Annotated in this window: 12 protein-coding genes; 5 read left to right on the top strand and 7 right to left on the bottom strand. The window is 72.2% G+C overall.

All coding sequences use genetic code 11. The features are described 5' to 3' along the window. The first annotated feature begins 14 nt into the window (after positions 1-14). The 4 genes from ACQRUO_RS13090 (at position 15) to ACQRUO_RS13105 (ending at position 3610) form a co-directional block, all read left to right on the top strand. Positions 15-1292 carry an MFS transporter gene (locus tag ACQRUO_RS13090; RefSeq protein WP_428316021.1) on the top strand — a complete coding sequence of 426 codons (1278 nt, stop codon included), beginning with the start codon at positions 15-17 and terminating at the stop codon, positions 1290-1292. A gap of 175 nt (positions 1293-1467) precedes the next feature. Beyond that, on the top strand, positions 1468-2001 hold the full coding sequence (locus ACQRUO_RS13095; RefSeq protein ID WP_428316022.1) for an InlB B-repeat-containing protein: 534 nt from the start codon (positions 1468-1470) through the stop codon (positions 1999-2001). A gap of 104 nt (positions 2002-2105) precedes the next feature. Then, positions 2106-2906 (top strand): phytanoyl-CoA dioxygenase family protein, encoded by an 801-nt coding sequence (locus tag ACQRUO_RS13100; protein ID WP_428316023.1) that lies wholly within the window; start codon positions 2106-2108, stop codon positions 2904-2906. A 59-nt stretch (positions 2907-2965) separates the two neighbouring features. Beyond that, positions 2966-3610, top strand: a complete 645-nt coding sequence (locus ACQRUO_RS13105) for a beta-glucanase (protein WP_428316024.1) — start codon at positions 2966-2968, stop codon at positions 3608-3610. Between the two features lie 158 nt (positions 3611-3768). On the opposite strand, the gene ACQRUO_RS13110 is transcribed toward ACQRUO_RS13105, so the two are convergent. The 7 genes from ACQRUO_RS13110 to ACQRUO_RS13140 all read right to left on the bottom strand — a co-directional run bounded on the left by ACQRUO_RS13110 (position 3769) and on the right by ACQRUO_RS13140 (position 12707). Then, complete coding sequence (locus ACQRUO_RS13110) at positions 3769-5046, bottom strand: thymidine phosphorylase (RefSeq protein ID WP_428316025.1); 1278 nt, start codon at positions 5044-5046, stop codon at positions 3769-3771. A gap of 210 nt (positions 5047-5256) precedes the next feature. Continuing rightward, positions 5257-5643 carry a cytidine deaminase gene (locus tag ACQRUO_RS13115; RefSeq protein ID WP_428316041.1) on the bottom strand — a complete coding sequence of 129 codons (387 nt, stop codon included), beginning with the start codon at positions 5641-5643 and terminating at the stop codon, positions 5257-5259. Between the two features lie 11 nt (positions 5644-5654). Beyond that, positions 5655-6935, bottom strand: a complete 1281-nt coding sequence (locus ACQRUO_RS13120; protein ID WP_428316026.1) for an ABC transporter permease — start codon at positions 6933-6935, stop codon at positions 5655-5657. Further along, on the bottom strand, positions 6932-8086 hold the full coding sequence (locus tag ACQRUO_RS13125) for an ABC transporter permease (RefSeq protein WP_428316027.1): 1155 nt from the start codon (positions 8084-8086) through the stop codon (positions 6932-6934). Before ACQRUO_RS13125 ends, ACQRUO_RS13120 begins: the two co-directional genes overlap by 4 nt. Before the next feature lie 4 nt (positions 8087-8090). Then, positions 8091-9860, bottom strand: coding sequence for an ABC transporter ATP-binding protein (locus ACQRUO_RS13130; RefSeq protein WP_428316028.1), 1770 nt, complete (start codon positions 9858-9860; stop codon positions 8091-8093). A gap of 237 nt (positions 9861-10097) precedes the next feature. Further along, positions 10098-11171, bottom strand: a complete 1074-nt coding sequence (locus tag ACQRUO_RS13135; RefSeq protein WP_428316029.1) for a BMP family lipoprotein — start codon at positions 11169-11171, stop codon at positions 10098-10100. A gap of 345 nt (positions 11172-11516) precedes the next feature. After that, entirely contained in the window at positions 11517-12707 is a 1191-nt protein-coding gene (locus ACQRUO_RS13140) for an amidohydrolase (protein WP_428316042.1), read from the bottom strand. 679 nt (positions 12708-13386) lie between these two features. Between ACQRUO_RS13140 and ACQRUO_RS13145 the strand changes: the two genes are divergently transcribed. After that, entirely contained in the window at positions 13387-15501 is a 2115-nt protein-coding gene (locus ACQRUO_RS13145; RefSeq protein WP_428316030.1) for a S53 family peptidase, read from the top strand. Positions 15502-15618 lie beyond the last annotated feature (117 nt).

Consider the following 15618-nt stretch of genomic DNA (forward strand, 5'->3'; position numbering starts at 1 on the left):
CTAGCGTGTTGGCCATGCCTCCCACCACGACCGAGGCATCCGCCGCCAGCGCCCCGGGTGCCGTCCGCTCCGTCCAACCCCACACCAGCGACCTTCGACTGCGCCCCGGCCAGCGGGACTTCCGCCGCTCCAACCTGGCGCTGTTCGCCGCCGGTGTCGCCACCTTCGTGCTGCTCTACGCCACCCAGGGCCTGCTGCCGCAACTCTGCGACGACCTCCACCTGACGCCGGGACAGGCGAGTTGGACCGCCTCGGCGGCCACCCTCGGCCTCGCCCTGGGACTGCTGCCGGCCAGCGCGCTCTCCGACCGGTACGGCCGCACCGCCGTGATGACCGGCTCGGTGCTGGCCGCCGCGCTGCTCGCCCTCGCGCTGCCGTTCGCCCCCTCGATCGGCGTCCTGGTCGCCCTGCGGGCGGTCCAGGGAGTCGCGCTCGCCGGGCTGCCCGCCACCGCGATGGCCTACCTCGCCGAGGAGATCCACCCGGCCGCGCTGCCCTCCGCGATGGGGCTCTACGTCGCGGGCAACAGCATCGGCGGCATGGCCGGCCGGCTGCTGGCCGGCTGGACCGGCGCCGCCTGGGGCTGGCGCTGGGGCCTGGCCTCCTCCGCACTGCTCGCGCTGCTCGCGGTCCTCGCCTTCCGCCTGCTGATCCCGACGGCCCGGCACTTCCGCCGCACCCCGCTGGATGCCCGGGCCCTGGCCCGCACCATCGGCGCCCACCTGGGCAACCCGCTGCTGCTGCGGCTCTACGCCCTCGGGCTGCTCTTCATGGCGGTCTTCGGCGCCGTCTACAACACGGTCGGGTTCCGGCTGATCGCCGCCCCCTTCCACCTGCCGCAGTCCATCGCCGCCTCGATCTTCCTGGTCTACCTGGTCGGCACCGGCACCTCCGCCGCCGCCGGCCGCCTCGGCGCCGTGCTGGGCCGCCGCGGCACGCTGTACCTGGCGATCGGCCTGACCACCGCCGGGCTGCTGCTCTCGCTGACCCCGTCGCTGCTCTGCGCGCTGCTCGGCCTGGTGCTGATCACCGGCGGCTTCTTCGCCGGCCACGCCACCGCCTCCTCGGCGGTGGGGCGCACCGCCGAGCACGGCCGGGCCCAGGCCTCCGCGCTGTACCTGATCGCCTACTACCTGGGCAACAGCCTCGGCGGCACGGTGGGGGCCGACGCGTACCACGCGGTCGGCTGGGGCGGCGCCGCCGGCGTCGGGCTGGTCGCGATGGTGCTGGCCGCTTCCGTGACGGGCTACGCGAGTTGGCGCGCCGTGCGGCCGGTGCCCGCGGGGGCCTGAGGGCCGTCCGGCGGGGGCCTGAGGGCCGTCCGGCGGGATCCGCCGGACAGTCCTCCCCCGTCCGGGTGATGCCGCTCCGCCGAGGAGCCGCATCCCTGGCGTGCCTGCGCGCTGCGGGCTCGTGCGGGCGGCTGGACTGAGCGGTGGCCCTCCCCACCTGTCCCAGGAGCCCCGCATGCTCCAGTCACCCGGCCGCCCGAGTGCGCGCCGCCGCAGTGTCCGGCTCGGCCTGGCGCTCGCCACCACGCTGCTGCTCACCCCGCTGCCCGCACTGACCGGGAGCACCCCCGGCCGGGCCGCCGACTGCTCGCTGAGCTGGACCGCGGAGCCCGCGAACGCCGGCACGGTGACCGCCGACGCACCGCCGCCCTACGACTGCGGGAGCACCCCGACGCTGCTCGCAACTCCCGCCCCGGGCTGGCACTTCGAGACCTGGACCGGCGCGACGCCGGCCGCCCTCACCCGCGACGACGCCGCGGTCGCCGGCACCTTCACCGTCGAGGGCGCCCTCGCGGTGACCGCACACTTCGCCCCCGACACCGCCCAGGACACCGTGCGCCCCGCCCCCACCCTGGCCGGGGCCGGCACGCCGCCGCAGTTGCTCTCGGTCGCCGCCCTCGCGCTCACCCTGCTGACGCTGGGCACCGTCGCCCTGGTCCGCAGCCGCTTTCCCCGGGCGCCGCGCGAACCCCGCGGGCCGCGCGACTAGGACCGCGCCGCGGGTCCTGCCGCGGGTCCTGCCGCGGGCCCTGCCGAGGGTCCCGCCGGCAAAACCGTTTGCCCCAGTGCGGGCCGGCGCCCAGAATCGCCGCCATGACCAGCAGCGGACCAGTCCTGACCGATGATCAGATCGAACGCTTCGTCACCGACGGATTCGTCCACCTGACCGAGGCCTTCCCGCGCGAGCTGGCCGACGAGTGCCGCGCCCACCTGTGGCGGGAGACCGGCCTCGACCCGCAGGACCCGAGCGGCTGGACCCGGCCGGTGATCCGGCTCGGCGGCTACGCCGAACCGCCGTTCCGCCGGGCCGCCACCACCGAGCGCCTGCGCGGGGCCTTCGACCAGCTGGTCGGCGCCGGCCGCTGGCACCCGCCGGTCGGGCTCGGCACCTTCCCGGTCCGCTTCCCGCACCCCGAGGACCCGGGCGACGCCGGCTGGCACATGGACGCCAGCTTCACCCCGCCCGGCGAGCAGGGCTACTGGCTCAACCTGCGCTCGCAGGGCCGGGCCCTGCTGATGCTCTTCCTCTTCTCCGACATCGGCCCCGACGACGCGCCGACCCGGATCAAGGTCGGCTCGCACCTGGACCTGCCGCCGCTGCTGGCGCCGCACGGCGAGCCGGGCGTGGAGATGTTCCGGTTCTGCACGGAGCTGGACGAGCGCGGGGTGCTCGACTCCCCCGACCGCCCGGTGGCGCCGGCCACCGGACGCGCCGGCGACGTCTACCTCTGCCACCCCTTCCTGATCCACGCCGCCCAGCCGCACCGCGGGACCGTGCCGCGCTTCCTGGCCCAGCCGCCGCTGCTGCCCACCGGCCCACTGGAACTGGAGCGCCCCGACGGCGCGTACTCGCCGGTGGAGCGCGCCGTGCGGCTCGGCCTCGACCGCACCTGACCAGCGGATTGCCGCTCTGCGTGACGGGCATATCACCCTGAGACACCAGGGAGGCCGTCATGGCGATCGTCTTCGACGCGGACTTCACCTCGACCGACCAGTGGGTGGCCGGCCGGACCAGCGCCTACCCGGGCCCGACCAACCGGGGCGACCACAAGCTGGACCGCCTCGTCGCGGCCTACTGCCCGGACGGCCGGTTCACCGCCACCCGCAGCTGGTTCGGCCGGCTGTGGAACTGCAACCTGCTGACCACCGAGGGCAGTCCGCAGGGCTTCCGGGTACGGACCGGCGACACCCTGCGGGCCCGGGTCACGCTGCCGACCGGACTGGGCGCCTGGCCGGCGATCTGGACCTGGCGGGACGGCGGCAACGAGGTCGACCTCTTCGAGTACCACCCCGACCACCCGGACCTGCTGGAGGTCACCAACCACCTGCGCGGCTCGGCGTTCTACTGGCACGGCGCGGACGCCGGAGTGGCCCCGGGCGCCACCGTCGACCTGGCCGCCACCCTCGGCGCCGACTCGGTCGACTGGTACCTGGGCGACACCCTCCTGCACGCCGACGGCGCCGGCGTCGGCCCGGACTGGTCGGCCCACCTGATCGTCAACCTGTCGGTCTCCGACGGCACCTACCACCCCGCCCCACCCCGGTTCGGCCCCCGCCACCTCGACTGGACCTGCCACACCCTCCAGGTGGACCGCTGAGCCGACGGTCGCCCGGACGGCAGAACGCCCCCGGAGCCAGGCTCCGGGGGCGTCGGCCCCTGCTCGGACGTGCCGGTGGGCGGCCCGCACCCCACGTGCCGCCCACCGGGTTCGACGCCGTGCCGCGGCCCTCACCGCGGCACGGCCCACCGCACGACTCAGCCGATCCGGTCCAGGATCAGCGGGGTGCGGGTGTACTCGATGCCCACCGGGGAGACCTCGATGCCGCCCTGCAGGGCCTCGATCGCGTAGTCGAAGCGCTCGGGGGTGTCGGTGTGCAGGGTGAGCAGCGGCTGGCCGGCGGTGACGGTGTCGCCCGGCTTGGCGTGCATCTCGATGCCCGCGCCGGCCTGCACCGGGTCCTCCTTGCGGGCCCGGCCGGCGCCCAGGCGCCAGGCGCTCACGCCCACCGCGTAGGCGTCCAGCGCGGTGAGCACGCCGGTGGCGGGGGCCGGGATCACGTGCTGCTCGCGGGCGACCGGGAGCGGGGCGTCCACGTCGCCGCCCTGGGCGGCGATCAGGCGGCGCCAGTGGTCCATCGCGGAGCCGTCCTTGAGCGCGTCGGCCGGGTCCTTGCCCTGCACGCCGGCCGCCTTGAGCATCTCGCGGGCCAGCGCCACGGTCAGCTCGACCACGTCGGCCGGGCCGCCACCGGCCAGCACCTCGATCGACTCGCGCACCTCGAGGGCGTTGCCCGCGGTCAGGCCGAGCGGGGTGGACATGTCGGTGAGCAGCGCGACGGTGTTGACCCCGGCGCCGCGGCCCAGGCCCACCATGGTGCGGGCCAGCTCCTGGGCGTCGGCCAGGTTCTTCATGAAGGCGCCGGAGCCGACCTTGACGTCCAGCACCAGGGCGCCGGTGCCCTCGGCGATCTTCTTGGACATGATCGAGGAGGCGATCAGCGGGATCGCCTCGACGGTGCCGGTCACGTCGCGCAGCGCGTAGAGCTTCTTGTCGGCCGGGGCCAGCCCGTCGCCGGCGGCGCAGATCACCGCGCCGGCGTCGCGCAGCACGTCCATCATCTCGTCGTTGGAGAGCAGCGCCCGCCAGCCGGGGATGGACTCCAGCTTGTCCAGGGTGCCGCCGGTGTGGCCCAGGCCGCGGCCGGAGAGCTGCGGCACGGCCGCGCCGCAGGCGGCGACCAGCGGGGCCAGCGGCAGGGTGATCTTGTCGCCGACGCCGCCGGTGGAGTGCTTGTCGGCGGTCGGCACGCCGAGCGCGGCGAAGTCCATCCGGACGCCCGAGCGGATCATCGCCTCGGTCCAGCGGCTGATCTCGCGCAGGTTCATCCCGTTCAGCAGGATCGCCATGGCCAGGGCGGACATCTGCTCGTCGGCCACCACACCGCGGGTGTAGGCGTCGATCACCCAGTCGATCTGGTCGTCGGTCAGCTCGCGGCGGTCGCGCTTGGCGGTGATGACGGAGATGACGTCCATGGCATTTCTCCAAAGGAACGGAAGCGGCGCAGGGGCGGCTGCTGCTCAGCCGCCCCTGCGCCAACTCTACGCGCGTCAACACGCGTCCCGCTACTGCCGATTCGAACCCGATTGTCCTACCCCCGGGGAGAGCGGGCACGGCCCTGCCCCGGTGCGCCCGGAGTCCGCCCGACCGGCCCGACCGGCCTGATCAGCCCGACCGGTCCGACATCAGAGCCGCTCGGGCCCGAAGGCGTCCGGCAGCACCTCGGCCATCGGCTTGATCCCCGACGGCAGGTCCACCAGCAGGTCCGGGCCGCCGTGCTCGTAGAGCAGCTGGCGGCACCGGCCGCACGGCATCAGCACCTGCCCGGCGCCGTCCACGCAGGCGAAGGCGACCAGCCGGCCGCCCCCGCTCGCGTAGAGCGCCGACACCAGGCCGCACTCGGCGCAGAGACCGAGCCCGTAGGAGGCGTTCTCCACGTTGCAGCCGGTCACCACCCGGCCGTCGTCGACCAGCGCGGCCGCGCCGACCGGGTACTTGCTGTAGGGCGCGTACGCCCGGCCCATGGCGTCCCGGGCCGCCTCGCGCAGCGCGGCCCAGTCCACCTCGGCGATCCCAGCCTGCGTCACTTGCCCTGACCCTTGCGGTAGATCTGCCCGTCGGCCTTCGGCGGGCGCAGGCGCTGCGCGGAGAGCGCGAGCACCACCAGGGTGATGATGTACGGCGTGGCCACGATCAGCGGCCGCGGCACGGCGCTCGACCCCGCGTACCACGCGCCCAGCGCACCGGCGGCCACCAGGCAGACCGCGGCCGGCACGAACTTGCGCCGGTACAGCTGCCAGAGCGCCAGCAGGGCCATGATCAGCGCGATCGCCAGCAGCAGCGTGTGCACCGACTTGGCGTCGCGCAGCTGGAGGCTGTCGGTGAAGCCGAACAGGCCGGCACCGGTGGCCAGGCCGCCCGGCAGCCAGTTGCCGAAGATCATCGCGGCCAGACCGATGTACCCGCGGTTGCCGGTCTGCCCGTCGCGGTAGATGCTCGCCGCGACCATCGACAGGTAGGCGCCGCCGAGACCGGCGAAGCCGCCGGAGGCGATCACCGCGATGTACTTGTACTTGTAGACGTTGACGCCCAGCGACTCCGCGGCGGTCGGGTTCTCACCGCAGGAGCGCAGCCGCAGGCCGAAGGTGGTGCGCCAGAGCACGAAGTAGGTGGCGACCAGCAGCACCGCCGCGATCAGGGTGACCACCGAGAGGTTGCTCACCAGGCCGCCGAGCACGCCGGCCAGGTCGGAGACGAAGAACCAGTGGTGCGCCTCGACCTTGCTCAGCTGGTCGGAGAGGCCCGGCACCGTGATGGTCGGCAGCGCGGGGGTGGGCGGCGACTGGCTGGCACCGGCACCGGCGCTCTGGTACGCGGTGTAGTAGATCCGGTTGATGTACAGGCAGGCGTACGGGACCAGCAGGTTGATGCCGACACCGGCGACGATGTGGTCGATGCCGAAGGTGACCGTCAGCACGGCGTGCAGCAGGCCGGCCGCGGCACCGGCGGCGATCGCGGCCAGCAGGCCGACCCACGGGTTGACCAGGTAGCCCGCCCAGGCACCGGCGAAGGTGCCGGCCACCATCATGCCTTCGAGGCCGATGTTGACCACACCGGCCCGCTCGGCCCACAGACCGCCGAGACCGGCCATGGCGATCGGCACCGCGGCGCCGAGCGCGGCGGTGATCTGACCCGAGGAGGTCAGCGAGTGGTCACCGGTGGCGGCGCCCACCACGGCGAACAGCAGGACCGCACCGGCGACCAGCAGCAGGATGACCGGCAGCGAGAGCCTGCGGCTCGCGCCGGGAGTCTTGCCGGGCGCCTTGGCGGCCGGCTTGGGACGGGACGCAGTCGCGGTGCTCATGCCGCAACCTCCTTCTTCGCGGCGGCGGCAGCGTTGGCGGCCAGCTGCGCGCCGACCCGCTGCTGCTGGCGCTTGATGCCGAAGCGGCGCACCAGCTCGTAGGCGACCACCACGCAGATCACGATGGTGCCCTCCATGATGTTGACGATCTCCGGCGGGTAGCCCGCCACCGAGAGCTGCGGCGAGGTGGCGTCCAGGAAGGCCCAGAGCAGCGAGGCGAAGGCGATGCCGACCGGGGTGTTGCGGCCGAGCAGCGCGATCGCGATGCCGATGAAGCCGATGCCCGCCTGGAAGTTCTGGCCGAAGTAGTGCGAGTAGGTCAGCAGGTCGGGCATGCCGATCAGACCGGCCAGCGCGCCCGAGACGCACATGCTGGTCAGCACCATGCGCTTGACGTTGACACCGCTGGCGGCGGCGGCCGACTCGGAGCGGCCGGTGGCCCGCAGGTCGAAGCCGAACCGGGTGCGGGTGAGCACCAGCTGGAAGCCGACACCGATCAGGATGGCCACGATGATGAAGCCGTAGACCTGGCCACCCGCGGTGTTGAGGGTGAAGAAGTTGCTGGACGCGGCCATCTGCTTGGTCTGGATCTCGTTGCTGACGCCACCGCCGTTGCCCGGGGCGAAGATGCCCGGCACCAGCAGCATGCCGATCACCGCGGTGGTGATCGCGTTCAGCATGATGGTCGAGATGACCTCGTTGACCCCGCGGGTCACCTTGAGCACACCGGCGACGCCGGCCCAGAGGCCACCGACCAGCATGGCGACGATCAGCAGCAGCGGGATCTCGATGAACGACGGCAGGTTCAGCTGGCCGCCGACGTAGGCCGCGAAGAGCGCGGCCAGCTGGTACTGGCCGTCGGCGCCGATGTTGAACAGGTTCATCCGGAAGCCGAAGGCGACCGCGACACCGGCCAGGTAGTAGGTGGTGGCCTTGTTCAGGACCGCCACCTGCCCGTCGGAGGCGAACCCGTAGTGGGTCATGGTCTGGAACGCCTGCGACGGGTTGTAGCCGGCGACCGCCAGCAGCAGCGAGCAGAGCGCCACGGCGGCGACCACGGCCAGCACCGGGGCGGCGATGGCCAGGACCAGACGCTCGCGGTCGATCCGCTGGACGAAGCCCCGCCGGGCGGGGGTCGTGGTGGTACTCATGTCGTCACTCCCCCGCCTGCGCGTCGCCGGCAGCGGTCTCGGTGGTGTCGGCCTCGGCGGCGTCGGCGGCCTCGGTCTCGGCGGCGGCGTCCTCGGCCTCGGCCTCGGCGGTCTCGCTCTCGGCGGCGGCCTCGGTCACGGCCTCCGCCTCGGCCACGACCTCGGCTTCGGCGTCGGCGTCGGCGGTCGCGGCGTCGGTGACGGCGTCGGCGGTCGCGGCGTCGGCCACGGCGGCCTCGTCCGACTCGATGCGGCCGGAGGCGGCACCGGTCATCGCGGTGCCCAGGTCCTCGGCGGTCACGGTGGCCGGGTCGGCGTCGGCGACCAGCCGGCCGCGGTAGATGACCTTGATGGTGTCGGAGAGCCCGATCAGCTCGTCCAGGTCGGCGGAGATCAGCAGCACCGCCAGGCCCTCGCGCTGCGCGACCCGGATGTGCTCCCAGATCTGCGCCTGGGCGCCGACGTCCACACCGCGGGTCGGGTGGGCGGCGATCAGCAGCTTCGGCTGGTGGCTCATCTCCCGGCCGACGATCAGCTTCTGCTGGTTGCCGCCGGAGAGCGAGGCCGCGGTGACGTCGATGCCCGGGGTGCGGACGTCGTACTGCTCGACGATCCGCAGGGTGTCGCGCCGGGCCGCGGCCGGGTCGAGCCGGAAGCCCCTGGAGTTGGGCGCCTCGGTGACGTGGCCGAGGATCCGGTTCTCCCAGAGCGGCGCCTCGAGCAGCAGGCCGTGGCGGTGCCGGTCCTCGGGGATGTACCCGATGCCGGCCTCGCGGCGGGCCCGGGTCTGCTTGGGGGTGAGGTCCTCGCCGTTCAGCACGATCACGCCGGAGTCCACCGGCAGGGTGCCGACGATGGCCTCGACCAGCTCGGCCTGCCCGTTGCCCTCGACGCCGGCGAGACCGAGGATCTCGCCCTTGTGGATGGTCAGCGAGATGTCGTCGAGCACCACGCGCTCGATGCCCTCGGCGTCCGGCTTGGCGATCCGGAGGTCCTCGATCGTGAGCATCGCCACGTCGGTGACGGTCGACTCGCGGCTCTCCGGCGAGGGCAGCTCGCTGCCGACCATCAGCTCGGCCAGCTGGCGGGCGGTGACCTGCTTGGGGTCGGCGTCGCCGACCGTGGTGCCGCGGCGGATGACGCTGATCGCGTCGGCCACCGAGAGCACCTCGTGCAGCTTGTGCGAGATGAAGATGACGGTGACGCCCTCGGCCTTGAGCTCGCGCAGGTTGTCGAAGAGCGCGTCGACCTCCTGGGGCACCAGCACCGCGGTGGGCTCGTCCAGGATCAGGATCCGGGCGCCGCGGTAGAGCACCTTGAGGATCTCGACCCGCTGGCGGTCGGCGACGCCGAGGTCCTCGACCAGCGCGTCCGGCCGCACGTTCAGGCCGTACTGGTCGGAGATCTCCCTGATCTTCGCCTTGGCCTTGGCACCGATGCCGTACAGCTTCTCGCCACCGAGGACGACGTTCTCCAGCACGGTGAGGTTGTCGGCCAGCATGAAGTGCTGGTGCACCATGCCGATGCCGCGCGCGATGGCGTCACCCGGGGTGGCGAACTCGCACTGCTCGCCGTTGATCGCGATGGTGCCCTCGTCCGGCTTCTGCATGCCGTAGAGGATCTTCATCAGGGTGGACTTGCCGGCGCCGTTCTCGCCCATGAGGGCGTGCACGGTACCGGTGCGCACGGTCAGGTTGATGTCGTGGTTGGCCACGACGCCGGGGAAGCGCTTGGTGATGCCGCGCAGTTCGACGGCCACGGTCGCCGATCCCATGGTGGGGTTACCTCCCTTGCTCAGGGAGGGCTTGGAAGCGGTGATGGCGATCTCCTGGTGGTGACAGGCGCGTCGTTGCGCGTGAGAGGAGGAGGGAGAGTGCCGGCCGCTTGCTGCGGGGCGGCCAGGTGGCGGGAACAGGAAGGGCCCGGCGGAGTGCGCTGTCGCGCGACCCACCGGGCCCCTCCCTGTCTCAGACGTACTGCTCGGTCACACGGTGGCTACGTTGCGGCCGGTTCAGTTGGACGGGGCGGTCGGCGGGGTGATGCTGCCCGCGATGATGCCCTGGGTGTCCTGCTGGAGCTTGTCGGCCAGGTCGTCGATGTGCCCACCGGTGGTGGAGAGGCCGACACCACCCGACTTCAGGTCGAAGCGCTGGACGCCGGTCAGCGGCTGACCGTTCTTGACGCTCTGGATGTAGTTGTAGACCGCGGTGTTCACGTTCTTGACCGCGGAGGTCAGGATGTGCGCGGAGTACTGCTGCAGCGCACTCTGCTTGGCCTGGTCGCTGTCGACGCCGATGGCCCACAGCTGGCCCTTGCCCTGGGTGGTGGCCACGGCCTGGATCGCGCCGGTGCCGGAGGCACCCGCGGCGGCGTAGATCACGTCGTCGCCGCTGTCGATCTGGCCCTGCGCGGCGGCCTTGCCCTTGCCCGGGTCGGTGAAGCCGGTGAAGTCCGGCGGGGTGGTCAGGTAGGTCACGTCGACGTGGATGTTCGCGTTGACCGACTTGGCACCGGCCACGTAACCGGCCTGGAACTTCTGGATCAGCTGCGACTGGACGCCACCGATGAAGCCGATGTGACCGGTCTTGCTCTTGCTGGCGGCGACGACGCCGGCCAGGTAGGAGCTCTGCTGCTCGGTGAACTCCAGCGAGGTCACGTTGCTCGGCTGGGTGGGCGAGTCGGAGTCGATGATCGCGAACTTGACGTTCGGGTGCTCCTTGGCGACCTTCTCGACGGTCGCCTGGTACACGAAGCCGACCGCGATGATCGGGTTGTAGCCGGCCGAGACCAGGCTCTCCAGACGGGTCTGCTTGTCCGAGTCGGCCTCGCCGGCCTTGGCCTCGGCCTCGCTGGCCGTCACGCCGAAGTCCGCCTTGGCCTTGTCCAGGCCGGCGGCGGCCATGTCGTTGAAGCCCTGGTCACCGCGGCCACCGACGTCGTAGGCCATGCCGACCTTGAGACCGGAGCCGCCGCCCGAGGCAGCGGAGGAGGTGGTAGCGGTGCTCTTTGCGCCGCAAGCGGCGAGCGACGCGATGCCCAGGGAGCCCGAGAGCACCACCGCGGCGAGCTTTACTGAACGGCGCAAGGGAGTTTCTCCTTCTCACACACCCGTTTGGCGTGATGGAACGCCACCGTAACGCGCGTAGAACACGGTTGTGTTACGGGTCGCCCGGCCATCTGGGTTGTTATCAAACCGTGGCACTGACGCTCATCGGGGCCCTTAAACGCCGATGAGCACCCAAGTGTCCCACGCCCGCAACGAAGCCTCGTAGCTGTGTTCGATCTTGTTCCCTCCGTAGCGGCTGCCTTTAATGAAAGCCGTCCGCTGGACGAAAAGCAGAGCCCCGCTCACAGAACGTGAGCGGGGCCGTACGGGACTGCACAGTCCCCTTGCACTCCTCTATATACGGTTATTCGATTTACATCCCGACTAGACGCGCCCGTGCTCCAGCGCCAGCGAGGCGAACAGCTCCACGCCGATCCCGATCGCCCGCTCGTCCACGTCGAACCGCCCCTGGTGCAGGTCGCGCACCGCCGTCTCGTGCGGCGCCCGCACCCCGAGCCGGGCCAGCGCACCCGGAGCGTGCTCCAGGTACCACGAGAAGTCCTCACCGCCGAGCGACTGCTCCGTCGGCTCCACGACCTCTTCACCTTCTGCACCGAACTGCCGCATCATGGCCGTCTCCAGCTGGGCGATCGTCTCCGGCTCGTTCACCACCGGCGGGACCCCGCGCTTGTAGTCCAGGCTCCACTTGGCCCGATGGGTCTCGGCCATCGTGTCGATCAGCTCGTGCAGCGCGTCCGGCGCCTCCCGCCAGCCGTCCAGCTCCAGGCAGCGGACGGTGCCCTCGAGCTCGGCGTGCTGCGGGATCACGTTCGGCGCCGAGCCCGACTCGATCCGGCCCCAGACCAGGCTGACCCCCCAGCGCGGGTCCATCCGGCGGGCCAGCGCCCCCGGCAGGTCGGCCGCCAGCCGGCCGATCGCGGTGACCAGGTCAGTGGTCAGGTGCGGGCGGGCGGTGTGCCCGCCGGGACCGTCCAGACTGAGCGTCAGGGCGTCACAGGCGGAGGTGATCGCACCGACCCGCAGGCCGATCCGGCCGACCGGCACCTTGGGGTCGCAGTGCACCGCGAAGATCCGGCCGACCCCCGCCATCCCGCCGGCCGCGATCACGTCCAGCGCGCCGCCGGGCATCACCTCCTCGGCCGGCTGGAAGAGCAGCCGCACCGGCTGCCGCAGCCGCCCCTCGCGCAACGCGTCGGCCAGCAGCAACGCGGTGCCGAGCACCACCGAGGTGTGCACGTCGTGGCCGCAGGCGTGGGCGCAGCCGGGCACCGTGGAGCGGTACGGGGCCTCGGACTTGGCGTCCTCGATGGGCAGCGCGTCGATGTCCGCGCGAAACGCCAGCAGCGGGGTCCCGGGGGCGGTGCCGGGGGGCACCAGGTCGACGATCAGCCCGGTGCCGCCGGGCAGCGGCTGCGGGCTCAGCCCGGCCCGGACCAGCCGCTCGCGCAGCAGCTTGGTGGTGCGGAACTCCTGCCGGCCCAGCTCGGGGTGCCGGTGCAGGTCACGGCGGAAGGCGATCAGCTCGGCCTCGTACCGGGCCACCCGGGCGCGCAGCGGGGTCGGACCGGCGGCTGCCGGCGCCTGGGCGACCGCGGGTGCGGTGGCCTGTGGGCGCGGCTGCGGGCCGGAGCGACGACTGGACTGCGGGCTCGACTGGGGTGCGGTCTGAGGACGGTTCACCCCAACAATCGTATGGGCGCGCCCTGAGTTTGGCTTGACTTCGGCCGAATAACTCCCCGGATTGGCGCATACGCGGCCCGCAGGTGGGTATGACATCTCGTTTCAGCCGCCTTCCCGGGTGACCACCGCCCCGGGCGGTGGACCTGTGCAACGACCGGGGGACCCGGGAGTCACGTCCGGCCGGAACGTTCCGCCCCGTGAGCACACCGTTCCGACCTCGGACTTTCACCCTCTTTCACCCTCTTTCACCCGCAGTCGACCAGCTGCCGCCCTTATCTCACGCCTGGTTGGCCGCCACGTATCACCATGCGGTCGTCCAGGTCATGGGCTGGCAAAAAATTCAGACAGAGTCTTGAACATCGACCAGATGAACGAATAGACAACGACCGCACAGTCAACATCCGCTCCGCCGAGGCTCCGTCAGGAGTGTCCTCCGGTGGGGTGATCCGTCACGCCCGCGTCCGGGTCCCGCTCACAAGGCGCGGGCTTGGCACGCCGTCACCACCTCTGCCCCCGCGGAGGTGGGGGCCCGTCATGAGAGTGGGGAACCCACGTGCCTGCAGCTGCTCGCAGCCGGCTCGCCGGGATAGTCGTCGCGGCCCCGGCCGCGGCCGTCCTGGTGCTGGGAACGCTCGCGTTCGCCAGCCCGGCCAGTGCCGACACCGCCCAGCCGACCGCCGTGGAGCTGCCCGGCTCGCACCCGGCCTGGGCCACCCCGGAGGCCGACGCCGGTGCGGTGCCCGCAGGCACCCCGGCCACCGCCCGGGTCTACCTGGCCAGCCGCGACGCCCAGGGCCTGGCCGCCTACGCCCAGGCCGTCTCGGACGAGAACTCGCCCTCGTTCGGCCAGTTCCTCACCGCCGACCAGGCCAAGGCCCGCTTCGGCACCAGCGACGACCAGGTCAAGGCCGTCAGCCAGTGGCTGACCTCCTCCGGCCTGACCATCGCCGCCACCGACCCGAACAACCACTTCGTCCAGGTCAGCGGCACCACCGACCAGCTGGCCAAGGCGCTGGGCACCCAGTTCGACAACTACCGCACGGCCGACGGCGCCACCCACCGGGCACCGACCACCGACGCGGTGATCCCGGCCGCGGTCGCCGCCGACGTCGCCGGTGTCGAGGGCCTGGCCGACACGGTCCAGAAGTCCTCCTCGAACGCCATCTCGCAGGCCGCCGCCGAGGCCCAGGCCGAGGCGCAGGACGCCGGCCAGCCGGGCGCCGACGTCAAGGCCCCGAAGACCCTGCCGACCGACCCGACCTGCTCGGACGGCAAGTTCGGCTCCAAGAAGGCCGTCGGCGCGCCGGCCGGCTACGAGAAGAACGAGCCCTTCGCCCCCTGCTCGTACATCCCGAGCCAGCTGCGCAAGGCCTACGGCGTCACCGACGCCCAGGTGAGCGGCAAGGGTGCCACCGTGGCCATCGTCGACGCCTACGGGCTCGGCACCATGGAGGCCGACGCCGACACCTTCTCCAAGGCGCACGGCGACCAGCCCTTCGCCCCGGGGCAGTACAAGGAGGTCGTCACCCCGGCCAAGTGGACCAACCAGTCCGACTGCGGTGACTGGTCGGGCGAGGAGGCCCTCGACGTCGAGATGGTGCACGGCCTCGCGCCGGACGCCAACGTGCTCTACGTGGGTGCCAACTCCTGCGAGGACCCGGACCTCACCGCCGCGCTGAGCAACATCGTCGACAACCACCTGGCCGACATCGTCTCGAACTCCTACGGCGAGATCATGCACGGCAAGAGCGGCGATCTGGACCCGGCGGTCATCGCGGCCGACAACCAGGTCTTCCAGCTCGGCGCCACCGAGGGCATCACCTTCATGGCCTCGGCCGGCGACTGCGGCGACAACTCGCCGGGCGCGGCGGCCACCGGTGCCAACTGCCAGGCCGACACCAACCAGGCCCAGACCCAGTGGCCGTCCTCCTCGCAGTGGATCACCGCGGTCGGCGGCACCACCCTGGAGCTGAAGGACAAGGCCGGCGACTACGGCCACGAGCTCAGCATGGGCGACGACCGCTCGGTGCTGTCGGCCGACCAGAAGTCCTGGACCCCGTTCCCGGGCGCCTTCTACTTCGGCGGTGGCGGCGGCGTCGTCAAGGGCGAGGACCAGCCGTGGTACCAGCAGGGCGTGGTGCCGGACTCCCTCTCCACCGTGGCGGCGGACGGCACCAAGTCGGCCACCCCGCAGCGCGCCACCCCGGACGTCGCGATGAGCGGTGACCTGGTGGCGGCCACCCTGGTCGGCTACACCCCGGCCGGCGGCGCCTACAGCGAGGGCGGCTACGGCGGCACCTCGGTCTCCTCGCCGGAGTTCGCCGGCATCGAGGCCGACGTCATCCAGGCCCGCGGCGGCCGCGCGATCGGCTTCGCCAACCCGGGTCTGTACGACCGCTACAACACCCGCGCCTTCCACGACGTCAACGACGCCGCGGTGCACACCAAGCGCGGCCAGGTCGTGGACCTGGGCATGGTCGGCGGCCAGCTGAAGGTCCGCCTGTACAAGGTCGGCGCCGACTACGGCCTGTCGGCCGCCAAGGGCTACGACACCGCGACCGGTCTCGGCTCGCCGGGCAAGAAGTTCTTCCAGTCCTTCGCCCTGCCGGGCAACCAGGACGACCAGGGCGACCAGAACGACCAGGGCGACGACAACTCGCAGAACTGACCCCTGCGTTCAGCCGCCTCCAGCGCTACGGCCGGGGGGCGGGGGAGGTGCGCCCCGAGGACCCGGCAGAACCCACATACTCCCCCGAACAACCACCCAGGCCAGGCAACACCCCCC

Origin of the sequence: Kitasatospora sp. LaBMicrA B282, from assembly GCF_050325825.1 — a bacterium.
Lineage (GTDB): Bacteria > Actinomycetota > Actinomycetes > Streptomycetales > Streptomycetaceae > Kitasatospora.